Genomic DNA, 23,594 nt, shown 5'->3' with positions numbered 1-23,594 from the left:
ATTGCCGCCACCGCAGCCTCCGGATCCACTAAATTGGGTTGCTTCCTGGATCGGAGGTACCGATGGACGAACAAACTTATCAGGCAATCTCGATGATCATCTACTTCGTCGCGATGATCGTGATCGGGCTCTGGGCCTATCAACGCACCGACGACATGGATGACTACATGCTGGCCGGGAGAAACCTCGGCCCCCTCTCAACGGCCCTGTCCGCAGGCGCCTCCGACATGTCCGGCTGGCTGTTGATGGGGCTTCCCGGGGCCTTCTACCTGCTGGGAATGCCGGTGATGTGGCTACCCATCGGGCTGACCGTGGGAGCCTGGTTGAACTGGAAGTTCACCGCGCCACGGCTGCGAACCTACACCGAGATATCCAACAATTCACTGACCATCCCCACTTTTCTGAGCACCCGGCTGCACGACAGCTCCCGGCTGATCCAGATCGGTGCGGGCGTGATCATCCTGGTTTTCTTCACCTTCTACGTCTCCAGCGGCATGGTGGCCGGTGGCAGGTTCTTCGAGGCATCCTTCGGGGTGGACTACCGCCTCGGCATGATCCTGGTGGCGGGTATCACGGTGCTCTACACCCTGGTCGGCGGTTTCCTGGCGGTTGCCTACACCGATGTGGTGCAGGGACTCATGATGGTGACCGCCCTGGTTGCGGTCCCGGTGGCCGGTCTGCTCAGGCTCGGTGGCTTCGACCCGCTGATCTCGACCATCAACGAAATCGATCCGAACACCTGGGCGCTGTGGGGTGCCTCCACCTCGCTGCTGGGCATCGTGTCGGCGGTCTCGTGGGGGCTCGGTTACTTCGGGCAGCCGCACATCATCGTGCGTTTCATGGCCCTGGAAACCCCGGAGCAGGCGAAGGCGGGGCGGCGTATCGGCATCGGCTGGATGGCGCTGGCCTGCCTGGGTGCCGCAGCGACGGCGCTGATCGGCATCGCCACCTACCGCCGCGACACCGGAAAACTGCCCGACCCGGAGACCGTGTTCATCTCGCTGGGGCAGTTGCTGTTCCACCCGCTGGTCGCTGGTTTCATGCTGGCGGCGATCCTCGCCGCGATCATGTCCACGATCAGCTCCCAGCTGCTGGTCTCCTCCTCCGCCCTCGTGGAGGACCTCCACCGCGCCTTGAAACGCACGGAGCTGAGCGAGAAACGCTCCGTCCTGCTGGGCCGGGTGGCGGTGATGATCGTCTCCGTGGTGGCTGCCCTCATGGCCTGGCAGGCCAACGACAGCATCCTGAACCTGGTCTCGTTCGCCTGGGCGGGGTTCGGGGCCTCCTTCGGTCCCATTGTGCTGCTGGCCCTCTACTGGCGGCGGCTGACCCGTTGGGGTGCACTGGCCGGCATGGCGACGGGTGCCGTGGTGGCTGCGGTCTGGGCGAACCTGTCCGGGGGCGTTTTCGACCTCTACGAACTGCTGCCCGGGTTCGTCTTGAACCTCTTCGTCGCCGTCGTGGTTTCCCTGGCCACCAAGGTGGATCCGAGGGTGGATGCCGAGTTCGACAAGGCGGTTGCTCTCGTGGCTGACTTCCGGAAGGGCGATCTGGTCACGACGGAGAGTTGATCCCTGTCAGCGAAGAACCACGGGACGGCTGGCCCAACCCCCGAGCGGGAACTCGGCCCGGACGGCCCGTGGTTCCTCCGGCAGTTCGATCCCGGAGATCGCGGGCAGCAGTTCCTCCAGCAGGACGCGCAACTCCAGGGTCGCCAGCCCGCGACCCGGACAGACGTGCGGGCCCCTGCCGTAGACGAGGTTCTCGGAGGCGTTCTCCTCGGGCCGGAAGGCGTCGGGATCCGGGAACACCCTGGGGTCGCGATTGGCGCAGGTCCAGTCCACCACCAGGCGCTGCCCGGGGCCGATGCTCTCCCCCGCCAGCTCGGTCTCGCGGGTGGTGACCCGCCGGTTGGAGACGAAGGGGTCGTCGATGCGCAGGAACTCGTCGATGGCCCGGTTGGTCGCCTCGATGTCCCCCAGCCGGTTGCGCAGCTCCAGGAGCAGGGTGGGAAACGCGGCCAGCTGATGGATGATCACCCCGATGCACAGGGCCAGCGACCCGAGGTCTCCACCGGTCCAGTTCCGCAGGATCGAGACCAGTTCAAGGTGTTGAAGAGCGCGACCCCGCACCTGTTGGCGCAGCAGCTGGTCGGTGACATCCCGGGCGGGTTCGTCGAGACGTTCCAGGCGGGGCCGGAGCACACGAACGATGATGTCGTCGAAGTGTTCCGCGACGGCGCGGGTGCGTTCGATCTCACCGGAGCGGGTCGCGGCGGCGTTGTCGGCAACCCACCCGACGAGTTCCTCCTCCAGGTCCGGGTCCCAGCCGAGCCAGGCGAGCATCGCCTGGACCGCGTAGCGGGTGCCGATACCGCCGACGACGTCGATCACCTCCCCACGGGGAAGCTCCGCCACGAGCCGGCTGGCCACTTCCCTCAGGCGCGGTTCCAGCTCCGCCAGCGCCTCGGCGGTGAAGAACCGGTCGGTCACGGCACGGAAGGCGGCGTGCTCCTCACCGTCGAGGCCGTTCGGAACCTGCAGGAACCGGGAAACCCCGCTCGAGAAGGTCCCGGGGTCGGTCACGACCGCGACCACCTCAGGGTGCCCCACCACCCTCAGGTGTCCCGTCTCGCGCCGGACCGGGCATTCCCCCGTGGATTGCGAGGTGGTCATCTTTTCTCCTTCTGCCGGTTCAGGCCCGCTGCGTGGCGCCGAACCGTTCTGCCGCCACCGCGACCGCCGCGTCACGGGCCGCCGCGGCCTCGGCGTCGGTCAGCGTGCGGTCGGCCCGGAAACGCAGCCCGAAGGCCAGGGACTTCCTGCCCTCGGGCACCTGGTCCCCATGGTAGACGTCGAACAGGTTGACACTCTCCAGCAGCTCACCCGCCCCCTCGATGAGGGCTTTCCGCACTTCCTCCGCGGGCGTGTCCTCGTCGACGATCAGGGCGACGTCCTCCTTGGCGAGGGGGAAACCCGAGAGCAGCCCGATGCGGGGGATTCCCGTCTCGGCTCCCAGCAGGGCCCCGAGGTCGAGTTCCATCGCGCAGGTCCGGGCGGGCAGCCCGAAGGCCCGGATGACATCGGGGTGCAGCTCGCCGGCGTAGCCGACCGTTCGTTCCGCGACCAGGAGTTCGGCGCAGCGGCCGGGATGCCAGGGCGCGATCTCCGCGTTGCGGCGTTCGAGCCTGTGCCCGGTGGCGTGGGCCACGGACTCCGCGAGCGCAACGACGTGCCGCCAGTCGGCGGGCACCGCCGGGGAGTCCCAGCCGGCCGGTCGCCACGCCCCGGTCACCACGCCGGCCAGCAGCTCGGGCTGCTCCGGGAGGGCGGCCTGCAGGGCGGCGATCTCCTCCTCACCGGGACGCTCCTCCACCCCGGGGCGCGGCGCCACGGAATCGGTGGTGCCGAAGTCCAGGTAGGCCAGGCCGCGTTCGAAGAGCGCCAGGTCCGTGAGGGAACGGGAGGTGTTCCTGGTAACCGCGGCGAACAGGCCCGGGAGCAGCGTGGTGCGCAGGTAGGGGCTGGTCTCGGCGAGCGGGTTGGCCAACCGCACCATGGCCCGCCGCGGATCCTGGGCCACCAGACCCATCCTGTCCAGGTCCGATTCGGAGATGAACGGCAGGCTGAGAACCTCGGTGAAACCGGATGCGGCCGCGGCACGCATGGCAGCGCGTCGGGCTTGCTGGGCCCTGGTCAGGCCCCTGCCCGCGGGGGCGGTCGGGAGGCGGCTCCCGATGCGGTGGTAGCCGATCTTGCGTCCGACCTCCTCGACGATGTCGTAAGGGTCGCGCAGATCGGGACGCCAGGTCGGGGCCTCAATGGTCAGGGAGTCGCCGAGGGCCGTCACCCGGCAGCCACCGGCCTCCAGCACACGAAGGATCTCATCAAGCTCCACGTCGGCGCCCAGGATCGCGGAGATCAGACCGGCTCGCAGGTCGATCCGGGCCGGTGCCGGGGCCTGCCCGACGACCGTGACGTCGCCACGGACCTGACCGCCGCCATGTTCCACGAGCAGATCGGCGGCGCGACGGGCAGCGGCGTAGGAGAGACCCGGGTCGACGGTGCGCTCGAAACGTTTGGACGCCTCCGAGGGCAACCCGTGCCGCCGGAAGGTGTGGGAGACGCTGGCCGGGGCGAAGGCCGCGGCCTCCAGCACGATGGACGTGGTCCCGGCGGAGACCTCGGTGGTCTCCCCACCCATGACGCCGGCGATCCCGATCGGCCCGGAGTCGTCGGTGATCAGCAGGTCATCGGCCGTGAGAGTGCGGCGAACCCCGTCGAGGGTGGTGATCTCCTCCCCCTCGGTGGCGAGCCTCACCCGGATCGGTCCCTGCAGCTTGGCCGCGTCGTAGGCGTGCAGCGGCTGCCCGGACTCGATCATCACGTAGTTGGTGACGTCCACGGGAAGGGAGATGGAACGCACCCCGCAGGCGCGCAGCCGGTCCGCCATGACCTTCGGTGTCGGGGCGGCCGGGTCGAAACCCTCGATGGTGAAGGCGACGAACGTGGAGCAGCGGTCCGATTCCAGGATCACGGGGTAGCCGTCGGCGACCGGGGCGGGCAGCGGCAGGTCGTAGGGGTCGCTGAACGGGACCCCGGTCACCACGGCCAGTTCGCGTCCCAGTCCCCGCAGCGACAGGCCGTGGGACAGGTCCGGGGTCACGTCGATGTCCAGCACCTCGTCGCGAGTCCACAACGCGGCCAGGGCGTCGTCACCGGGGTGCAGCCCCGAGGACTCGGGGATCACGATGATCCCGGTGTGGTCCTCGCCCAGCCCGATCTCGTCCTCGGCGCAGATCATGCCGTCCGAGACGTGCCCGTAGGTCTTGCGGGCGGAGATCCGGAAGTCGCCGGGCAGCACCGCACCGGGAAGCGCAACGACCACGAGGTCGTCGACGACGAAGTTCGAGGCGCCACACACTATGCCCCGGGATGCGGGGTACTGCTCGTCGGCCGGATCATTGTGGGAACCCACGTCAACGCGGCAGTACCGGATGGTCTTGCCGTTCTTCTGCGGCTCCTCGTCGATGCTGAGGACACGACCGATCACGAGCGGTCCCGTCACCTCCGGGCCGGTCGACTTGATGTGTTCGACGGTCAGACCGAGGCGGGTGAAGGCGTCTGCGATCTCCTTGGTCCCGATTCCCTCGGGCAGGTTGACCAGTTCACGCAGCCACGAGACAGGGGCTTTCATCTGATACCTCCATTTGCCGAGAGGGAGAAACGGACATCGCCCTCGACGAAGTCACGCAGGTCCGGGGCCCCGGTGCGGAACATGACGGTGCGGTCGATCCCCATGCCGAAGGCGAAGCCCGAGTAGGTCTCGGAATCGATTCCGCAGGCCCGCAGCACCCGTGGGTTGACCACCCCGCAGCCGCACCATTCGATCCACCCCTCGGATCGGCAGGTCCGGCAGGGGCGATCGGGGTTGCCGACGGATTCGCCGTGGCAGACGAAGCACCGGAGGTCGACCTCGGCCGAAGGCTCCGTGAACGGGAAGTAATGGGGGCGCATCCGCGTGGTGACATCGCCGAACATGGCCCGGGCGAAGTGGTCGAGGACACCGCGCAGGTCGGCCATGGAGATTCCCTTGTCAACCACGAGCCCCTCGAGCTGGTGGAAGACCGGCAGGTGGGTGGCGTCGTATTCGTCGGCACGGAACACCTTGCCGGGGCTGACGATGTAGAGGGGCAGGTCGCGTTCCAGCATGGCGCGGACCTGCACCGGTGAGGTCTGGGTGCGCAGCAGCTTGCCTGCGGTCGCGGGTTCCACCCATAGGGTGTCCTGCTCACCGCGGGCGGGATGGTCCACACCCAGGTTGAGGGCGTCGAAGTTGTACCACTCGGCCTCCAGTTCGGGACCCTCGGCCACCTCCCAGCCCATGGCGACGAACACATCGCACATTTCGTCGACCAGGGTCGTGATGGGGTGCAGGGCCCCCCGGGGGGTCAGTTCCACGGGCAGGGTCATGTCGACGCGCTCGGCGACGAGAGCCTGTGCCAGCTCCTCGGCGGCCAGCTCCTCCTGCCGCGCCGCCACGGCTTGATTCACCTGACCGCGCGCCTTGCCGACACGGGAGCCGGCCTCCTTGCGCTCCGCGGGCGGCAGCGCGCCGATCCCCCGGTTCGCCAGCGCCAGCGGCGAGCGATCGCCCGCGTGGTCGATGCGCACCTGCTTCAGTTCGGCCGTCGAGGCGGCTGCGGCGATGGCGGCCAAGGCGTCGGCCACATAGCCTTCCACGGAGGCGGCGTCGAGAGCCGCCGACTGTTTTGAATCAACGTTGTCGTTCGGGCCGGGCATGGCTCCCCCTTTCGTACAGCGCCTCAGTTTATGAGCAGAGCGGGCCTGGGGACCAACTGTCCCCGGCCCAGGGTCCGGCCGAAAGGCTCCTCACCGTCCAATCACACGGTTTAAGCTTCAACCAGCGGCCGGGTGGATGACGAGAACCTCAACCCTCCCCTCAGCCTTTCCGCGCCTTCAACTCCAGTTCACGGGCCACGGCAACCCCGTGGATGAAGCGGAAACCGATTCCCGGTCGGGCGCGGCGATGAGCTGTTCGAGCCGATTCACAACCGGGCCTTCAGTTCCTTGAGATCACTCACCACGTCGTCCCGCCAGGCCGGGGGTAGGTCGTCGGGCAGCTGCCCCAGACGTGCGACGATCACCGGAGCCACGTTCTCGTCCTTCGCGATGATGACCCAGGGGATGGCGGCCCGCAGCACCGCCCGGGTGATGCCGTGGGCCTGGTCGGTGGACAGCGACTCCAAAGTCTTCACCACGGTGGGGGCCAGCTCGAGCAGACAGACGGCAGCGTTGCTGAGCACCTGCTCCAGGTCCTCGGCCTGTTCCTCCCAGTCCAGCTCATCCGCGTCGAGGGCCGCCGCGATCCGGTCCTGCGCGCCGTGGTCGAAGCTGCGGGAACGGACATCATCGAGGTACGGGTACAGCGACCACCCGACCTCCTCGATCCAGACCAGCAGGTCCGGTGCCACGGAATGTTCCTGCGCCGCTGTTGCCCACTCCGAGAGCACGGCCAGGACGAAGGCCACAGCTGGCGGGGTGGCGGGGAACATGGTGCTCTGGTGCAGGTAGGCGCTGTCGAGCACCTCGGCGACTCGCATCATGGCCTCCTCGTCCGAGCCCAGCAGCGTCTCCAGGGCCGCCACGTCGTCGGCTCCGGTGCCGTAGGCGTGGACGAGGTGGCTCCAGTCAGTGGTCTCAAGAATCTCACGAGCAGTCATGGGGATCATTCTCGACCATGCCCCTGACAAAACCGTCCGACCGTGGACGGCCGTTACCAGAACCCGGGAAGAGACGTGCACGAACTGGCGGGTTGCTTGACCCCGAGACGTTTCGCTGAGGGTCTCGGGCGAGCAGAACGGCGATTCCTGCCCAGGTGGGCCGCCCGGAGAGGTTGCTGTGAGTTGTGCGGTGAAAACTGGTGGCAGGGCCCGGCGCGGATCAGTGCCGGCGACGCTGGGCCGAGGCGGTCTGGTAGAGGCAGATGGCGGCCGCCGAGGACAGGTTGAGGCTCTCGGCCGCGCCCCACATCGGGATGGCGACCACCCGGTCGGCCAAAGCGGCGTCCCCGGCAGGCAGACCCCACGCCTCGTTGCCCATCAACCAGGCCGACGGTTTCGCCAAACCACCGGAGGTGGCTAGCAGGTCCAGCGGTTCGCCGTCGCCATCGGCCGCGAGCACCTGCATGCCCCGGGAGCGCACGCGGGAGACGGCCTCGGCGAGGTCGATTCCGGTCAGGATCGGAAGGTGGAACAGCGACCCCACCGATGAACGCACCGTCTTGGGGTTCCACACCTCCACCGATCCCGAGGTGAGGATGACGCCGTCCGCCCCGAAGGCGTCGGCGCAGCGGATCACGGTTCCCGCGTTCCCGGGGTCGCGGACCTGGGCGCAGATCACCAGCAGGCGCGCATCCGCGATGTCATCCCAGCTGAACCGGGGTTGCCGGCACACCGCGACGATGCCCTGCGGGGTGACGGTGTCGGACAGCTGCCGCATCGCGGCCTCGGAGCCCAGCCACACGGGGATGTCGAGTCCCTCGAGGAGGTCGGCGTGACGGCCGGGGTCGGCCACGACCACCCCGGTCACGAAACCCTCGGCGGAGAGCGCTTCCCGCACCGCCTGGCGTCCCTCGGCCAGGAACTCCCCCGCCAGTTCGCGACCACGCCTGTTCCTGAGCCTACGAACCGAACGCAGCACGGAGCCGGGAAGCTCACGTGCTGCGTTGCTGGATCCGGTCACGCTCAGGCGGCAGCCGGGGTCTGGTTCTCGCGGGCGACGGCGACCAGGGCGTTGAAAGCCTCGACGTCGGTGACGGCCAGGTCGGCGAGGATCTTGCGGTCCACCTGCACCCCGGCGTTCTTCAGGCCGTTGATGAAGCGGTTGTAGGTCATGCCCTCCGCACGGGCGGCGGCATTGATGCGCTGGATCCACAGGGCGCGGAAGTCGCCCTTCTTGGCGCGGCGGTCACGGTAGGCGTAGGTGGCGGAGTGGAGGATCTGCTCCTTCGCCTTGCGGTACAGGCGCGAACGCTGCCCACGATAGCCGGAGGCCAGCTCCAGCACCTCGCGACGCTTCTTCTTCGCATTCACAGAACGCTTGACGCGTGCCATGGTTACTCCTTGTTCTTCGGCCGGTCACTCCCGGCCCACGGGTGTGTACTGGGGTTTCGGATGGGGCTCAGCGGCCGGGGTGGCCGCCGAGAAGCGCCTTGGCCTGCTTGAGGTCGGCACCGGCCATCTCGGTGTTGCCCTTGAGGCGACGCAGCCGCTTTGAGGACTTGTGGGCATTGAGGTGTCCCAGGTTCGCCTGACGGTGCATCAGTTTGCCCGATCCGGTTACCTTGACACGCTTCTTGGTTCCCGAATGCGATTTCATCTTGGGCATGGTTGGCTCGCTTTCTGTTGGTGACCGGCCCGCGTCACAGGTCGATGTCGGGGTCCATGTTGTCGGCGGGGCCGCGCTTCTTCTTGGACGGCCGGGCCGCGGCCCTGAGCCGGGCCTCCTCGGCCTTCTCCGCCTCGGCGTTCGCCCTGCGCTGCTCCATGCGACGGTCCCGCTCCTCGGCCTGTTCGGCCCTGGCCTCGGTCTTCTTCTTGGTGGGCCCGAGGACCATCAGCATGTTCCGGCCGTCCTGCCTGGGCGCGGACTCGACAAAACCGTGCTCGGCGACGTCGTCGGCGAGCCGTTTCAGCAGTTCGATGCCCAGTTCCGGGCGGGACTGTTCGCGCCCGCGGAACATGATGGTGATCTTCACCTTGTCGCCGGCCTTCAGGAACCGGACGACGTGACCCTTCTTGGTCTCGTAATCGTGGTTGTCGATCTTGAGACGAAGCTTCATTTCCTTGGTGATGGTGTTCGACTGGTTCCGACGGGCGTCCCGCGCCTTCTGCGCGGCCTCGTACTTGAACTTGCCGTAGTCCATCAGCTTTGCAACCGGGGGGCGCGCCTGGGGCGCCACCTCGACGAGGTCGAGGTCGCTCTCAACTGCGAGGCGAAGGGCGTCCTCGAGACGCACGATGCCGACCTGTTCGCCCTTGGGGCCAACGAGCCGGACTTCGGGTACTCGGATGCGTTCGTTGATCCGCGGTTCAGTGCTGATGAGTTCCTCCAGGGTTGTCGTGATCTGGCCTCAACGAAGAGAAAGGCCTTCGCGCATGCGCGAAGGCCTGACGACACGCCGTGACGTGTTCCGACCCGGCCGCCACTGCAACCTGGGTGGGAGGTCAGGCCTCCACTTCATGGGCGAACGCTTCCGCGTCGCTGTCAACGGCCAGAAAGAATACCCTGCCGGCCCTCAGGAGACAAATACTTCACCCGATGGTCTCGATCACGTTGCCGTTGCTGTCGGTGATCTCGGTGCGTTCCACGTTCCAGATCACCCCGTCGGGCGCCATGTACTGGCCCGCCCGCGCCTTGAGGGTGGCGGCCAGCCGGGAGAGGTCAGCCGGGTCGAGGGTCAGAGTGGCTTCCTTCGCCCCCAGCTGGATCCCGGTGCGACCTCCGGGCAGGAAGAGCAGTTCCGCGTCGGGGCTGTGGAGGAGGAACTCGCGACCGTGGGGCAGGCGGCTGTTGAGCCTCTCCCCGAGGACCCCGGCGACGCGGGCCCCGATGGTCAGCATCGGCATGCCGCCCTCGGATGTGATCCGGAGCACGTCGATGAAGACCTGCCCCATCTGTGACCCGTCCTTCTTCCGGCCCTCCGCTATCTGTGTCGCGATCTCCGGGTCGGCCCGCAGCGAGACACCCCTCAATTCGGTCACGCCCTTCGGCCGGGAACCGGTCAGGAGGGAGAAGAACTTCTCCGCGTCCCAGTTGTTGACGTCATCGAGGTCTTCAGCGGTCAACCCGACCAGCTGCACGAACTGCACGGAGCCGCTGGGGGTCTCAATGCTTCCCAGGTCCGGGTCCTCGATGAAACCGAGGGCGGTCTGGGAGGTCTCCTCGCCCGGGACTATCGGGCCGTTGGCGTCGATGTGCTGGTTGGGCGCGAACCCGTTGCCGGTGCGGAAGACGTAGCGCGCCAGGTTCTGAAGCAGGCTCAACGGCCAGGTGGGCGGCTCCTTGGCCTTCCTCGCCCCGTCATCGGCGAGCCGGAGGGTGAGTTCGAAGCCGTGTCCGGAAACCCCGGACTCGCCGGGCCCGCCCTGCTTTCCGTAGATGTCCGTCAACCCGTAGGTGACGTAGTGCCAGTGCGGACGTGGCTCGTCCGCACGGTAGACGGAGATGCCTTCCAGCGGATCGACACCCCCCAGGAAGCTGGATACCAAGGTGCCGACGTGGAACGGTTCGGTCTGATCCGGGTAGAGCTGCTCGCAGGCCACCGTGATGGCGTCCCAGCCCGGGCGTTCCCTCGTCTCCATCCCGGCCTTCCGGCCAGCTCCCGGCTCCCGGCCGAACAGTCCGTTCAAGATTCCCACCCCGCCACCATAGCGAGCAGGGGAGGCAAAATTCTCGGCGATCCCGAACGAGCCCGGATCACGCCGGGCTCGGAATCCGCCGCGAGATCACGGCCAGGGCACGGGACTGCTGGTCGGTGCCTAGCATGTGATGGCCCGGAACCCGCGGATGATCTTCAGGCTCTCCCAGGAATCGAAGAACACCATCCTGACCGATCGCACCAGGGCTGTGATGTGGCGGGTGGTCCCGCGGCATCACCGCCCGGGTGTTCCGGTGACCGGGTGCCGGCGGCAGAAGGCGACCACTGCGATGCAGGAGACGGCAGGAAGGCCGGCCAGAACCACCCAGGGCACGGGCGCGAGCGGTTGCGGGGTCGCCGCCAGGGGCAGAAGCAGACCGATCCCGGTGCTGCCCAACAGCACGGCCAGCCCACCGACGGATGCGAGCATCCCGAGGTGGCTGCCCAGCTGCTGCCCCCCGGACAGGTCCGCGACGAGGCCGCGTGCCGCGGGCATGACGAGGACCTGCCCGACATGGAGCCCGATCACGAACAGCACCGAGGGCAGGAAGGCCAGCACCCCGGGCAGGGGCGGCAGGGCCGCGAACGCGGCCACCCCCAGGAGGCCTGCGGCCATCAGGGCGTATCCCCACCCCAGGACGCGGGCGGTGGACCAGTGGGCGACCATGCGCGTTACGGGCAGCTGCAGCGCCACGGTGAGCACGGCGGCCATCCCGAACAACCAGGTGATGTCGGCGCCCGGAACGCCGATCCGGTCCAGTTCGACGGGGATGGCCAGGTAGAACTGGTTGTAGGCGATCAGGCAGGTGCAGTGGATCAGCGCGAAGACCAGGAACCGGCGATTGGCCAGCACATGGCCCACGGATTCCCGGACCGGGGTGGACTGTCCGATGCGACTTCCCCGGGGCAGCCAGATGACCTGGGCCAGCATGATCAGGGTGAAAACTCCCGCGGCCAGCAGACAGGTCAGCCGGAACGGGATGAGCAGGAGAACACCTCCCAGCACGGGACCGACGACGGAACCCAGCTGGGAGGCCATCATCTCGAGCCCGATGATCTCCTCCCGGCTCGTCGTCCCGCCGGCCTCGGCCTCACCGGCCCAGGCGACGATCGCGGATTCCACCGCGGGCGAGAACAGCGCCGCCGCGAACCCGATCAGGATCACACCCACCATCACCCCGAAGACCTCGTCGGCGATGGTGAGGGCGAGGAACCCGCAGATGCGGATGGCGCATCCGACGAGGATGGCGCTCTTGATCCCGAAACGGTCGGCGAGCGCTCCCCCCAGGAAGAACATGCCCTGCTGCGAGAACGTCCGCAGTCCGAGCAGCAGCCCGATGATCCACTCGGCGAGCAGGAGGTCCTTGGCCAGGTGCGCCGCTATGAACGGCACCACGAGGTAGAAGCCGACGTTGAAGGCGAACTGGGTGATGATGACCAGCCGCAGCGACGCCGGCAGGGCCACCAGCATCGCGAGCGACCCGCGACGCAGGCCCGGTGCCCGGGAGGTTTTCCGTTTCCCCGTCCTGCGTTCCCGTGAGGAATCGGGGGCGGATTCCACCCCGTCGGCTTCGCTGGAGCCCTGAGCATGGGCGACGATTGTTGACACGGCACTCCCCTGTGGAACCTGGGCGCGAGGCTCTTTGCGGGGGCTGACCAGGTTCTCGGACTCGTGGCGTATCTCCTCGGAGGCATCCACCCACCGTTGCGCGTCAGTCCCGGGATTCGACCGGGTTCCCCTGTGCATCGTTGAATGCCGCCAGCCCGGTGGGGCGGGCCCGTCCCACCGGGAAAACCTTAAACTTTGCGAAACAGTTTTTACAAGTCCCCCGCCGCCGTATCCGGGAATGTGGAATGCTTGAACACATGGGTACGTCGCTGTTTGTCACCATCGCCGTCATGACCGTCGTAGTGGCCATCACTGCGGGATTGTTCGCCCACGGCCGCAGCCCACGGACCCTGCTCGTCGGAATCGGTCTCGCACTGCTGCCGCTGGGGCTTTTCCTGACGGGGTTGTCGGATCTGCTGGTCAGCGGCATCGAGAGCCTGATCGCCTGGGTGAACCGCACCGAGTGGACGAACACGATGACCTGGGGTTCCGGCATCGGCGGCCTGGGGATCCTGTTGATCGTCGCGGCTCGTTTCCTGCCGGGCGCGAAGCCGCGTCAGGAACGGGAGGACGGCGCTTCTCGCGAGCGGCCCGCCGCCAAGAGGTCCGGGACCAAACCCGCGGTCACGAAGGGTGACCAGCAGGCCGCACGCCCCACCCCTCGGCCCGGCGGGACCGCCTCCCGGAAGGACGCGGCCGGGGACGATGATCTCGATGAGATCGAGGACATCCTGAAGAAACGCGGAATAGTCTGAACGATCCTTCCCGGCGCCGGTGGCTCAGAGCCTGACCGCACTCAGTTCGGTCAGGATGATGCCGCGGGCCCCCGCCTCGAACAGCCGGTCCATCAGCAGATGGGCGCCGCGCCTCGGCACGAGGACCCGCACCGCCAGCCAACCCGGTTCGGCCAGGCGGGAAACGGTCGGACCGTTGACGCCGGAGGCCAGGGCCGTGGTTTCCGCGAGATCCTGTTCCGCGACGTTGTAGTCCATCATCAGGTAGTTCTGCGCCACCAGCACCGATTCGAGCCGGGTGCGCAGCGAAACCAGCCCTTCCGGTTCGGTGTCCTCGTCGCGCCGGATGAGGATCGCCTCGGAGGTGCAGATGGGTTCGCCGAAAACCTCGAGCCCGGCGCGCTGGAGGGTGGTCCCGGTGTCGACGACGTCGGCCACCACGTCTGCCACCCCCAGCCGGATGGCTGATTCCACGGCCCCGTCGAGCTTCACGAGGTTGGCTTCGATGCCGTGTTCGACCAGCCAGCGACCCAGCAGCCCGGGATAGGAGGTCGCGATGCGTTTGCCCGCCAGGGCCGCGATATCGCAGGACCGGTCCGCCGGGGCGGCGAAGCGGAACCGGCTGCCGCCGAAACCGAGGGGCATGATCTCCGTGGCGCGGGCACCCGAGTCGAGGAGCATGTCCCGGCCGGTGATCCCGACATCCAGGTGCCCCTCCCCCACGTACACGGCTATGTCACGGGGACGCAGGTAGTAGAACTCGACGTCATGGACGGAATCCACCAGGGTCAGGTCCTTGGGGTCGGTGCGCTGCCGGTACCCGGCGGCTCGGAGCATGTTGGTGGCCGCCTCGGCCAGGGAACCCTTGTTGGGCACTGCGATCTTCAGCATCTTCACTCCTCCGGCTCACAGGTGCCGGTAAACGTCCTCGAGGTCCAGGTCCAGCGCGATCATCATCACCTGGAGGTGGTACAGCAACTGGCTGATCTCCAGCGCGGCGTCATCGGTGCTCTCGTGTTCGGCGGCCATCCAGACCTCGGCGGCCTCCTCCACCACCTTCTTGCCGATGTGATGCACCCCCGCGTCCAGGCGGGCCACCGTCGACGACCCCTCCGGGCGGGTCCGGGCCGTCTCGCGGAGTTGCTCGAAGAGCTGTTCAAAGGATTTCACGAACCGTCACCCTAGTGGGTCACAACTTGATCCCGAGCAGCGCATCCACCGCCGCGGCGATCCTGTCGTACCCACCGGGTTCCTCACCGCCGGAGGCCAGGCTCGCGGAGGCCCATTCGTCGACGATGTCGAGCGCCAGTGGGGCGTCGAGGTCGTTGCGCAGGGCCCGCCGCATCTCGGCGATGGTCTCCCCAGTGGGACGGGTGGCATCCAGGTCGCGGAGGGAACGCCAGGTGGCGAGGCGCCCGGTGGCGCGTTCCAGCAGCTGTGGGCTCCATTCCCAGTCGCTGCGGTAGTGCTGACCGAGCAGCGCCAGCCGGATCGCCATCGGGTCGGCCCCGCGCTGCCGCAGCCTGCTGACCAGTTCCAGGTTTCCCCTCGACTTGCTCATCTTCTCGCCACCCAGGGCGACCATTCCGGAGTGGACGTAGGCCCCGGCCATCGGCACCCCCGTCACGGCCCGCGCCTCGGCGGCGCACATCTCGTGGTGCGGGAAGACCAGGTCGGTTCCGCCACCCTGCAGGTCGAAGCAGGGACCGAGATGGTGCAGGCAGATGGCGGTGCACTCGATGTGCCAGCCGGGTCGGCCAGCGCCGAGCACCGAGGTCCAGTTCGGCTCCCCGGGGCGGGCGAACCGCCACAGCAGACAGTCCAGCGGGTGGCGTTTCCCGGGCCGTTCGGGATCCCCGCCGCGTTCGGCGAAGATCTTGAGCATGCGTTCCTCGTCGTAGTGACTGACCTCCCCGAAACCGGGCGCGTTCGCGGTGTTGAAGTACCAGTCGGGGTGCTCGGGGTCCTCCACCTGATAGACCAGCCCGGTGGGCAGCAGCTTCTCGATCAGTTCCACCACGCACGGGATGGATTCGACCGCCCCGACGTAACGGTCGGGCGGGATGACGCGCAGCGCGGTCATGTCGGAGCGGAACAGTTCGGTCTGGTCCTCGGCCAGTTCCTCCCAGTCCTGTCCCGTTGCCGCGGCGCGTTCCAGCAGTGGATCGTCCACGTCCGTGACGTTCTGGACATAGTTGACTTCAAGGCCGAGGTCCCGCCAGGCCCGGTTGACCAGGTCGAAGGTGAGGTAGGTGTTGGCGTGCCCCAGGTGCGTGGCGTCATAGGGGGTGATGCCGCACACGTACATCCGGGCCTCGCCCTCCGCGGGGCCGACGGGAATGGTGCGGGCGGAGGAGGAGTCGTGCAGTCTGAGCCGCTCGGGCACGTCCTGCGACGGTGGGATGCTGGGAATCTCAACTGGGGCCCACGAATACATGGCCACAAAACTACTGCCTCCGGACCTCCCTTCCGGAATCAACACCGGGATCAGCGAAGGTGCCGGATCAGAACAGCGGCGCGCGGTAACCGTTGCTGCGGGGGCAGATGTGCCCGGTGGCGTGCACCGGCTGGGCGCAGAACGGGCAGCTGGGGTCGGCGGTCGCGACGATGATCCGGGCGCGCGCGGCGAACTGCCTGGCCACCCCGGGGTACAGCCACACCTGGACCATGTCCGCCATTTCCTGCACGTTCTGCTCGTCGGGATAGAACTCGAGCTGGATGGCGCCCCTCCTGGTGTCGAGGGCCCAGCCGATGGCCCCGACGTTGAACAGCACTTCGACGGGGGCATCCAGCGGGCCGAGTTCGGGATCGGTCTCCGGGGGTTCCCCCAGCCACCCGAGGGCCACCGCCTCCCGCAGCAGGGAATCGATGCGGCGGGCGATGGACAGCGCCGCCTCCCGCTGGACACCGACGGCGACCAGGTGTTCGCCCTGACGGATCTGGATGACGAAGCTCCGCTCCCCGACAGGACCGAGGGCACCGACGACCACGCGGTCGGGGCGAGGAAATTCGTACATCACTCACCCCACATTACGGGGATGCGAACCTGCTCGCACCGGGGGCTCGGGGTGGTCCGGGATTCCCGGGCCGAGGTCCCGCCGCGGTCACCACAGCTCCATCGTTCACCGGCGTGCTTCAAGCATCCCGGGGAAACCGCGACCTAGACTGCCCGAATGGAATATCGGGCACTCGGCGGATCTGGGCTGCACGTCTCCAGGATCGGCCTGGGAACGATGGCCTGGGGCAGGGACGTCGAGTGGCCGGTGGTTCGCGAACTTGTCCGCGACTTCGTCGAGGGCGGCGGGAATCTGATCGACACGGCCCCCGCCTACGGCGGCGGGGTCGCCGAACAGATGATCGGGAAGCTGCTGGCGACGGGGATCCCACGCGAATCCCTGGCCATCGCCACCAAGGCCGGTTTCGTCATCCGGGGTGGGCGAAGGATCATCGACACCTCCCGCGCTGCGCTGCTGAACGACCTCGAGGGGTCGCTGCGCAGGCTCCGCACCGATCACGTCGACCTGTGGCAGGTGCACGCCTGGGGAGACGCACCCATCGAGGAGACCCTGTCGGCGCTGGACTCCGCGGTCTCGCGCGGACTGGCCCGCTACGTCGGGGTGAGCAACTTCGTCGGTTGGCAAACCGCCACGGCCGCCACCTGGCAGGAGGCGATGGCGGGGCGCACGAAACTGGCCTCGGTGCAGGTGGAGTACTCGCTGCTGGCCCGCCGCGCCGAGGTCGAGGTGATCGGCGCCGCGCAGTACCACAACCTGGGGCTGTTGGCCTGGTCGGCGATGGGCCGGGGTGCGTTGACGGGCCGCTACCGCCGGGGCGTCCCGAAGGATTCGCGGGCCGCATCCGAACACTTCGGTTGGTTCCTGGAGCCGTACCTCCAACCCCGGAGCCGGGCCGTGATCGACGCCGTCGCCAAGGCCGCCGACGGATTGGCGCTCACGCCGGCGCAGGTGGCGTTGATGTGGGTTCGTGACGCCCCACAGGTGGCGAGCGCCCTGGTCGGCCCCAGAACCCCGGATCACCTGGCCGAACTCCTCGAGGCCGAGACCAAGCAGCTGGTGCCACCCATCGTCGCAGCCCTCGACGACATCTCCGGCGGCCCGAACCAGTTCCGGATCACCGACTGACATCCACAGGAGCGTCCCCGGCGGCCTCGGTTGCGATCCCCTCCGGCCGCCTGCTATCGTTTCTCGTCGCGCCCACTGATGTGGGGGTGACCCGGGTCCGGGTGGCGGAATAGGTAGACGCGCTAGCTTGAGGTGCTAGTGCCCGTTTCAGGGCGTGGAGGTTCAAGTCCTCTCTCGGACACTTTTTTCACGAGTCTGTTGGCGGAGGCCAACAGGCTTTTGTTTTTCATGAGTCCCTTCGGATCCTCGGCATGGCCCTCGCGGCCAGCACCCCCTCCGACGTCTCACCATCGGCGTTGATCGGGGTCCAGCGTTCGGCCGGGGTCCACTCCGAACGACACCCGTTGCACCGGAACAACGGCAACCCGTCGTGGAGCTCCCCGGCGTCGCGCCAGTCGCACAAACCCCGGCAGTCGTTGCGAACCAGACCCATGTTCATCTCCTCACACTCACCAGCAGCGTAACCAGTCTGAGCGGTTCGGTCCTCTCGTCCTTGATATCGCGGGCGCGCTCACCGATTTCGGGGGCATCGCCAGGCCACCCATGCGAGCGATCCTTTAATGCGGGGGAACAAACCTAGTCTTGGCGCATGTGCGACACGACAATCCCCTACGAGCCCCCGTCCGTTCCCCCGGGGCAGACCTTCGAGACCTATCCCGAGTTCTTGGCGGCCATCGCCCCCGGAATGCGCCTGTGCACCTCCGACTTCACCGGCTGGGGCGAGGTGACGGGCACCACCGATCACTCGGTGTTGGGCACCAGGGACTCCGACGGCACCGGGGTGGAGGTGCCCCAGGAGGCCCTCCTGGACATCCGGGGAGGGCACTGCATCCGGCTGGACCGGGCCCGGGCCACCATCGATCGGCAGGGCTGGGAGATCTGAGGCCGCACCTCAGCCGGCCTTCGCCTTATCCTGCGCGATGATCTGCTGGAAGGTCTCCAGGGGCTGGGCTCCGGAAACCACCCGGGTGCCCATGAAGAAGAAGGGGGTCCCATTGATCCCCATCCAGCGGTCCTCGGCGGTTTCGTTCCTGCCCACGGTTCCGATCTCCTGGGTTTTGTCGTTCATGGCGGAGATCGGTCCGGACAGGGCGGCGATGGAGAAGGGCGCGCTCTCGGGCCCCTTGGAACGGGTGGCGCTGTCGCTGTGGTCGACCGTGCACGGGTACACAACCCTTGAGCTCGCGGGCCTGACAGCCGGCTCCGACGGTGACTTCGGCACCATCCCCCGGGCCGCTCGTCGCGCCTGTGGGCCAACAGGTCCATAACCTGTGAAAAGTCGCGACGCGACCATTCGCGTTCACTCCGGCCGACGACGCCCGGCCCACCAGATCAACACGCCGACGACAGCTGCGACCACAACCATCACCACCAGGTCCGGGACACCCGCCCCCCACACGCGCAGCAGACCCTCGAGTTCAGACTGTTGCCGGGCATCAAGCAGCCCGCCAATGGCCGACGTGGCGTCGGTGACCAGGAAGAGAACCCCGATCCCGGCTATCAACAATCCGCTCAACAGGGCCCACCACGTGGTGTGCAGTGACCCGATCCGGAGTTCGCGCGGCCGCAGCAAGCGCGCGATATCGAACCCTTCCCACAACCAGGCCAACACGAGCAGCGGGACAACCATGCCTGCTGCGAAACAGGCCAGCAGCAGAGCACCATAGAGCGGTGACCCACCAACCGCCGCCATGGTGAGGACGGCACCCAGCAGCGGGCCGGTGCAGGCCCCGGCCAAACCGTAGACCGCTCCCATCGCAATGACCGCCAAAAGGCTGGTGCCACCGGACCTGCGCAACCCGGGCATGGGAATCCGGATGCCGAGAGCAGTCACCAGCCCGAGCAGGATCAACACCACTCCACCTCCAGGGGCCAGGCTCTGACGGTGCGTGATCAACAGCGCCCCCAGCGCCCCGGCTCCCAGACCCATGGGTACGAGGGTCAGCAGCATCCCCAGGTAAAAAGCTCCGGTGCGGGCCACGAGCCGGCCCTTCACGTCGCCGAAGGCATAGGCGAAGAACGACGGCAGCAGCATCGCCGCACACGGGCTGAGCAGGGCCGCGAGCCCACCGAGAAAGGAACCTGCGAAACCGATCCCCATCAGCCGAGCTTCTCCTTCTCCTGGGCGATGACCTGCTGGAAGATCTCCAGGGGTTGGGCGCCGGAGACCGGACGGGTTCCGACGAAGAAGAAGGGCGTCCCGTTGACACCCATCCGGCGGCCCTCGGCGGTTTCGTTCCTGACCGCGTTCCGGGTCTCCTCGGAGCGGTAGTCGGCCTCGAAGGCCGCCATGTCCGGCACCCCGACCTGCGTGGCGATCTCCATGACGAGGTCATCCTTGACATCGGGATGCCCCTGGTTGGGAAGTCTTCTGTAGAGGGCGTCCTGGAACTCCCAGAAAAGACCCTGCTTCCCCGCGGCCCGGGCGGCCGCCGCGGCTGCGACGGAGTCATCACCGAAAACCGCGAGGTCACGGAACTCAACCCGCAGGGTTCCGTCGTCGATCAGCGGCTGCAGTTTCGGGAGCGTGTCCTCGGCGAACACGGAGCAGAACGGGCACCGGTAGTCGGAATACTCGATCATCACCACGGGGGCGTCGACCCGTCCCTTGGCCATCGGATCGTTCTCCTGACGCCTGGCCAGTTTCGCGATCTCGGCCTCCTGCTCGGACTTCTGCGACGGGTTCAGCGTCTGCCGGGTGGCCTCGGGTGCGGTCGCCGCCGCACCCGGGGATGTCGCGGAGGTGTCGGCCTGGGACCTCCCGTTCTGCGTGGCCTGGCTCAACACCCCCAAACAGAACACGAGCGCCACGGTCAGGATCCCCGTCGCGATCTTCCACGGGCGGGCGGGATCGCCTCTTCCCGGTTCCGTCTGCTGTTTCCCACTCATGCTTTCCCCCTCACTTCCTCAGGTTTTGCCGGGACAAGAGACTACGGTGCGTTCGCCATTGACCCAAGTGATCCTTGGTGGGTTCCGGACGGAGTAGAGTAGAGCGTCCATCCCAGAAGTGAGGATTACCGCCCTTGAGCACTTCCCGAGGCGATCTTCAGCGCGAAATCGCGCTGGAACAGACACATGTTGACCGGGTCTACGAAAACCTGGCGGCCTCCACGGCCAGCGCCCGGACACTCGCCCGCAGCGGCGCAGAGATCTACAAAACCGACCGGGACGACTACCTGCGGGAGGAGTCGGGAACCGCCCTGTTCGAACGCGACGCCTTCGCCTACCAGGCGGCAAAACGTCTCGCGATCCTCGACGCGGAACACGAGGGACTGGTCTTCGGCCGGCTCGACCTGAACTTTCCCGAGACCCGTTACATCGGTCGGCTCGGTGTCCGCGACGCCGAGTACGAACCCCTGGTGATCGACTGGCGGGCCCCCGCCGCCGAACCGTTCTACCGCGCCACCCAGGCCACCCCCATGAACGTGATCCGGCGCCGCGTGCTGCGTTGCCGCGACGACAACGTCATCGGCCTGGAGGACGACCTGCTGGACACCAGCGTCGAAACCGACCTGCCGATCCTCGGGGAGGGCGCGCTGATGGCGGCCCTGACCCGGGCCCGGGGCCGCACCATGCGCGACATCGTCGCCACCATCCAGGCGGAGCAGGACGAGGCGATCCGCGCCCCCTACCAGGGGGTGACGATCATCGGCGGCGGCCCCGGCACCGGAAAGACCGTCGTGGCCCTGCACCGCGCCGCCTACCTGCTGTACACCAACCGGTCCCGCCTCGAGAAGGGCGGGGTGCTCGTCGTGGGCCCCAGCTCGGTGTTCATGAACTACATCGAGCGGGTGCTGCCGAGCCTCGGTGAGGACTCCGTGACGCTGCGCGCGGTGGGGGCCGTGGCCGGTGACGTGCTGGGTATGGTCTCGGAGCGGGTCGACGCGGCGTCCACGGCCACCCTGAAGGGGTCGCTGCGGATGCTGAAGGTGCTTCGCCGGTTGGTTCGCCGCCCCCCGAACCCCGCCGCCGAGGAACTGCGGGTGAGCGTCAGGGGTGAGGTCCTGAAGCTGGACGCGGTGGAGCTGGCCGGAATCCGGGAGTCGGTGCTGTCCAACTACAAGATGAACCGCGGCCGCGACGCGGCCACGACATCGGTGGCCCGGGCGCTCGCCGGGAAACTGACGGTCGATGTGGAGCTCGGACCCGAGGAGATCGACGAGCGGATCCGCGACCACCAGCGGTTCAGGGAGTTCATGGATTCCTGGTGGCCGATGCTCGACGCCCCCACCGTGCTGGCCCGTCTGGCGGATCGGGAGTTGCTCGAAGAGCTGGCGCCGAACCTCACGCCCCGGGAACGCGACGATCTGGCCGAGTCGTACCAGTGGCTGCAGACCGGCGACATCGAGATCACCGGCTGGTCGGTGGCGGACATGGCTCTGCTGGACGAGCTGCTGGAGATGCTGGGTACCGTGCCCGTGGAGTCGCACGAGGAACCGGTTTTCATCGATTTCGGCGGCATCTCGGAACTGGTCACCACCTCCGACCTGCTGCGCCGCGAGCACGTCGTCGATCCCGACGAGGACCCGCAGACCACCTACGCCCACATCCTCGTGGACGAGGCCCAGGACATCACGCCCATGCAGTGGAGGATGCTGCGGCGCCGGGGCCCGCAGGCGTCGTGGACGCTCGTCGGCGACCCTGCGCAGAGCTCCTACCCGGACACCGCCGAGTCGGAGCGGGCCGTCAACGACCTCGTGGGCCGCGCCCCGCTGCGCCGTTTCACGCTGTCCACCAACTACCGTTCCCCCTCCGAGGTATTCGACCTGGCGGCGAAGGTCATCACCCGGGTGTTCCCCGAGGCCAGCCTGCCGCGCGCGGTGCGCAACACCGGTTTGGTCCCGAGGATCGAGGAAACCGATGAGGCCGGCCTGGCGGATGCGATCATCACCCTGAGTCTCGGCCTGGCCGGGCATGTCAGCGGAACGGTCGGAGTCATCGTGCCGCCCTCGCGGTTCGGGGCCACGACGCGCCTGGCGATGTCAGATCCGCGCCTGGCGGCCCTGGAGGAACGTCTCATCGTGGTCACGGCGCTGCAGGCCAAGGGCCTGGAATACGACGGTGTGCTGGTGGTCTGCCCCGACGAGATCGTCGCCGAGGCTCCCGGCGCGGAACGGGTGCTCTACGTCGCCCTGACCCGAGCCACCCAGCGCATGACAATCCTCGACGTCGGAACCTCGGCCTGGCGGGCGGCCCTCAGCTGACCCGGTCCCCCCAGCCGATGGCGTCGAGGACCTCGGAGGTGGCCTTCCAGCGGTTCTGGGTGAAGAACTGAAGCCCCGGGGCCCCCGCCGCCAGGAGTTCCCGGCACAGGTTGATGGCACGGGACAACCCGATGCTGCGCACCTCGGCGGGGTTCCTGGCGGCCCGGAGCGCGGCTACGAAGTCGTCGGGGAGGGGGCAGTCCGCCAGCGAGGCGAACCTTTCGATCTGGGTGATCACCGTCAGCGGCGCGATGCCGGGGATGATGGGGATCTGGCTGCCGCGTTCACGGACCCGGTTCACCAGTTCCACGTAGCGATGCGACTCGAAGAACAGCTGCGTGATGGCGTAGTCCGCGCCAGCCGCGGCCTTCTCCACGACGATCCGGGCGTCCAGTTCGGGGTCGTTGTCGGGTTGGTGGATGTTCGGGAAGGCGGCCACGCCGACGCAGAAGTCGCCGTGTGCCTTGATCAACCGAACCAGTTCCGTGGCGTTGCCGAGCCCATCAGGGTGCCGCTCCCAGGGTTGCTGCGGCCCACCGGGCATGTCCCCGCGAATGGCCAGGATGTCGCGGACCCCGGCCTCCGCGAAGGCGTCGAGGGTTCGCAGCAGGTCGTCGGTGGACTGCGACACGCAGGTCAGGTGACCTACGACGGTGGCGTGCTGGGCGGCGCCCAGGGCGGCGGTCGCGGCCACCGTGCGGTCGCGGGTGGAACCGGAGGCCCCGTAGGTCACCGAGAGGAAGGCCGGGTGGAACCGGCTCAGTTTCGCGACGGTTGCGTCGAAGCGCGGCTGTTCCTCGGGGCTGCGGGGGGGAAAGAACTCGAAGCTCAGCGTCGGGGACTTGGCATCGCGAAGCAGCTCGGCAACGGTCGGAGACATGGGGACAAGGATACGAGAACCCGAGAAATTTGGGCCGAGCCACGACGCCGCTCTCCCCCCAGGCCGGCCCAACCGACCTCCACC

Annotated in this window: 24 protein-coding genes and 1 tRNA gene; 6 read left to right on the top strand and 19 right to left on the bottom strand. The window is 67.8% G+C overall.

The features are described 5' to 3' along the window. Window positions 1–62: 62 nt before the first annotated feature. Entirely contained in the window at window positions 63–1,571 is a 1,509-nt protein-coding gene (gene putP / locus ACO6D6_RS10050) for a sodium/proline symporter PutP (protein WP_484785127.1), read from the top strand. A gap of 6 nt (window positions 1,572–1,577) precedes the next feature. On the opposite strand, the gene ACO6D6_RS10045 is transcribed toward putP, so the two are convergent. The 10 genes from ACO6D6_RS10045 to ACO6D6_RS10000 all read right to left on the bottom strand — a co-directional run bounded on the left by ACO6D6_RS10045 (window position 1,578) and on the right by ACO6D6_RS10000 (window position 12,550). After that, on the bottom strand, window positions 1,578–2,675 hold the full coding sequence (locus ACO6D6_RS10045) for a cytochrome P450 (protein WP_484785126.1): 1,098 nt from the start codon (window positions 2,673–2,675) through the stop codon (window positions 1,578–1,580). Window positions 2,676–2,694: 19 nt separating this feature from the next. Further along, window positions 2,695–5,196: a phenylalanine--tRNA ligase subunit beta gene (gene pheT / locus ACO6D6_RS10040; protein WP_484785125.1), complete on the bottom strand. Its 2,502-nt coding sequence runs from the start codon at window positions 5,194–5,196 to the stop codon at window positions 2,695–2,697. Continuing rightward, the gene (gene pheS, locus ACO6D6_RS10035) at window positions 5,193–6,302 is read right to left on the bottom strand and encodes a phenylalanine--tRNA ligase subunit alpha (RefSeq protein WP_484785124.1); all 1,110 of its coding nucleotides are present in this window, start codon (window positions 6,300–6,302) and stop codon (window positions 5,193–5,195) included. The genes pheT and pheS overlap by 4 nt, the downstream gene beginning before the upstream one ends. A gap of 266 nt (window positions 6,303–6,568) precedes the next feature. Further along, window positions 6,569–7,243, bottom strand: a complete 675-nt coding sequence (locus ACO6D6_RS10030) for a hypothetical protein (protein ID WP_484785123.1) — start codon at window positions 7,241–7,243, stop codon at window positions 6,569–6,571. Window positions 7,244–7,463: 220 nt separating this feature from the next. Then, window positions 7,464–8,264, bottom strand: a complete 801-nt coding sequence (locus ACO6D6_RS10025) for a TrmH family RNA methyltransferase (RefSeq protein ID WP_484785122.1) — start codon at window positions 8,262–8,264, stop codon at window positions 7,464–7,466. 2 nt (window positions 8,265–8,266) lie between these two features. Next, the gene (rplT, locus tag ACO6D6_RS10020) at window positions 8,267–8,635 is read right to left on the bottom strand and encodes a 50S ribosomal protein L20 (protein ID WP_484785121.1); all 369 of its coding nucleotides are present in this window, start codon (window positions 8,633–8,635) and stop codon (window positions 8,267–8,269) included. Window positions 8,636–8,702: 67 nt separating this feature from the next. Continuing rightward, window positions 8,703–8,909, bottom strand: coding sequence for a 50S ribosomal protein L35 (gene rpmI / locus ACO6D6_RS10015; protein WP_484785120.1), 207 nt, complete (start codon window positions 8,907–8,909; stop codon window positions 8,703–8,705). A 34-nt stretch (window positions 8,910–8,943) separates the two neighbouring features. Further along, on the bottom strand, window positions 8,944–9,594 hold the full coding sequence (gene infC / locus ACO6D6_RS10010; RefSeq protein ID WP_484785139.1) for a translation initiation factor IF-3: 651 nt from the start codon (window positions 9,592–9,594) through the stop codon (window positions 8,944–8,946). Window positions 9,595–9,835: 241 nt separating this feature from the next. After that, window positions 9,836–10,942, bottom strand: a complete 1,107-nt coding sequence (locus ACO6D6_RS10005) for a suppressor of fused domain protein (protein WP_484785119.1) — start codon at window positions 10,940–10,942, stop codon at window positions 9,836–9,838. A gap of 234 nt (window positions 10,943–11,176) precedes the next feature. Then, window positions 11,177–12,550 (bottom strand): MFS transporter, encoded by a 1,374-nt coding sequence (locus ACO6D6_RS10000; protein WP_484785118.1) that lies wholly within the window; start codon window positions 12,548–12,550, stop codon window positions 11,177–11,179. 245 nt (window positions 12,551–12,795) lie between these two features. Here ACO6D6_RS10000 and ACO6D6_RS09995 point away from each other — a divergent pair, with 245 nt between their 5' ends. Then, window positions 12,796–13,305, top strand: coding sequence for a hypothetical protein (locus tag ACO6D6_RS09995; RefSeq protein ID WP_484785117.1), 510 nt, complete (start codon window positions 12,796–12,798; stop codon window positions 13,303–13,305). A gap of 24 nt (window positions 13,306–13,329) precedes the next feature. On the opposite strand, the gene hisG is transcribed toward ACO6D6_RS09995, so the two are convergent. The 4 genes from hisG to ACO6D6_RS09975 form a co-directional block, all read right to left on the bottom strand. After that, window positions 13,330–14,175 (bottom strand): ATP phosphoribosyltransferase, encoded by an 846-nt coding sequence (gene hisG / locus ACO6D6_RS09990; protein ID WP_484785116.1) that lies wholly within the window; start codon window positions 14,173–14,175, stop codon window positions 13,330–13,332. 15 nt (window positions 14,176–14,190) lie between these two features. Then, window positions 14,191–14,454, bottom strand: coding sequence for a phosphoribosyl-ATP diphosphatase (locus ACO6D6_RS09985; protein ID WP_484785115.1), 264 nt, complete (start codon window positions 14,452–14,454; stop codon window positions 14,191–14,193). 19 nt (window positions 14,455–14,473) lie between these two features. Beyond that, window positions 14,474–15,721 carry a cysteine--1-D-myo-inosityl 2-amino-2-deoxy-alpha-D-glucopyranoside ligase gene (mshC, locus tag ACO6D6_RS09980; RefSeq protein WP_484785114.1) on the bottom strand — a complete coding sequence of 416 codons (1,248 nt, stop codon included), beginning with the start codon at window positions 15,719–15,721 and terminating at the stop codon, window positions 14,474–14,476. A gap of 67 nt (window positions 15,722–15,788) precedes the next feature. After that, window positions 15,789–16,301 carry a DUF3090 domain-containing protein gene (locus ACO6D6_RS09975; RefSeq protein ID WP_484785113.1) on the bottom strand — a complete coding sequence of 171 codons (513 nt, stop codon included), beginning with the start codon at window positions 16,299–16,301 and terminating at the stop codon, window positions 15,789–15,791. A gap of 156 nt (window positions 16,302–16,457) precedes the next feature. Here ACO6D6_RS09975 and ACO6D6_RS09970 point away from each other — a divergent pair, with 156 nt between their 5' ends. Together ACO6D6_RS09970 and ACO6D6_RS09965 are read left to right on the top strand one after the other, a co-directional pair. Next, on the top strand, window positions 16,458–17,426 hold the full coding sequence (locus tag ACO6D6_RS09970; RefSeq protein WP_484785112.1) for an aldo/keto reductase: 969 nt from the start codon (window positions 16,458–16,460) through the stop codon (window positions 17,424–17,426). Window positions 17,427–17,521: 95 nt separating this feature from the next. Beyond that, window positions 17,522–17,607, top strand: a tRNA-Leu gene (locus ACO6D6_RS09965). Window positions 17,608–17,652: 45 nt separating this feature from the next. Here ACO6D6_RS09965 and ACO6D6_RS09960 read toward each other — a convergent pair. Then, on the bottom strand, window positions 17,653–17,859 hold the full coding sequence (locus tag ACO6D6_RS09960) for a hypothetical protein (protein WP_484785111.1): 207 nt from the start codon (window positions 17,857–17,859) through the stop codon (window positions 17,653–17,655). Window positions 17,860–18,015: 156 nt separating this feature from the next. Between ACO6D6_RS09960 and ACO6D6_RS09955 the strand changes: the two genes are divergently transcribed. After that, window positions 18,016–18,309 carry a hypothetical protein gene (locus tag ACO6D6_RS09955; protein ID WP_484785110.1) on the top strand — a complete coding sequence of 98 codons (294 nt, stop codon included), beginning with the start codon at window positions 18,016–18,018 and terminating at the stop codon, window positions 18,307–18,309. A gap of 9 nt (window positions 18,310–18,318) precedes the next feature. On the opposite strand, the gene ACO6D6_RS09950 is transcribed toward ACO6D6_RS09955, so the two are convergent. From ACO6D6_RS09950 to ACO6D6_RS09940, 3 genes are all read right to left on the bottom strand, one after another. After that, a complete protein-coding gene (locus ACO6D6_RS09950) occupies window positions 18,319–18,597 on the bottom strand; it encodes a DsbA family protein (RefSeq protein WP_484785109.1) in 279 nt (92 codons plus the stop codon). 129 nt (window positions 18,598–18,726) lie between these two features. Next, complete coding sequence (locus tag ACO6D6_RS09945; RefSeq protein ID WP_484785108.1) at window positions 18,727–19,527, bottom strand: cytochrome c biogenesis CcdA family protein; 801 nt, start codon at window positions 19,525–19,527, stop codon at window positions 18,727–18,729. Next, window positions 19,527–20,315 (bottom strand): DsbA family protein, encoded by a 789-nt coding sequence (locus ACO6D6_RS09940; protein ID WP_484785107.1) that lies wholly within the window; start codon window positions 20,313–20,315, stop codon window positions 19,527–19,529. The genes ACO6D6_RS09945 and ACO6D6_RS09940 overlap by 1 nt, the downstream gene beginning before the upstream one ends. Before the next feature lie 134 nt (window positions 20,316–20,449). On the opposite strand from ACO6D6_RS09940, the gene ACO6D6_RS09935 reads away from it, so the two are divergent. Further along, the gene (locus tag ACO6D6_RS09935) at window positions 20,450–22,630 is read left to right on the top strand and encodes a HelD family protein (protein ID WP_484785106.1); all 2,181 of its coding nucleotides are present in this window, start codon (window positions 20,450–20,452) and stop codon (window positions 22,628–22,630) included. On the opposite strand, the gene ACO6D6_RS09930 is transcribed toward ACO6D6_RS09935, so the two are convergent. Continuing rightward, complete coding sequence (locus ACO6D6_RS09930; protein WP_484785105.1) at window positions 22,623–23,510, bottom strand: methylenetetrahydrofolate reductase; 888 nt, start codon at window positions 23,508–23,510, stop codon at window positions 22,623–22,625. The genes ACO6D6_RS09935 and ACO6D6_RS09930 overlap by 8 nt on opposite strands. Window positions 23,511–23,594 lie beyond the last annotated feature (84 nt).

The sequence above is a fragment of the Arachnia sp. genome (genome assembly GCF_057238465.1).
This window is presented reverse-complemented; position numbering and strand designations above follow the sequence as displayed.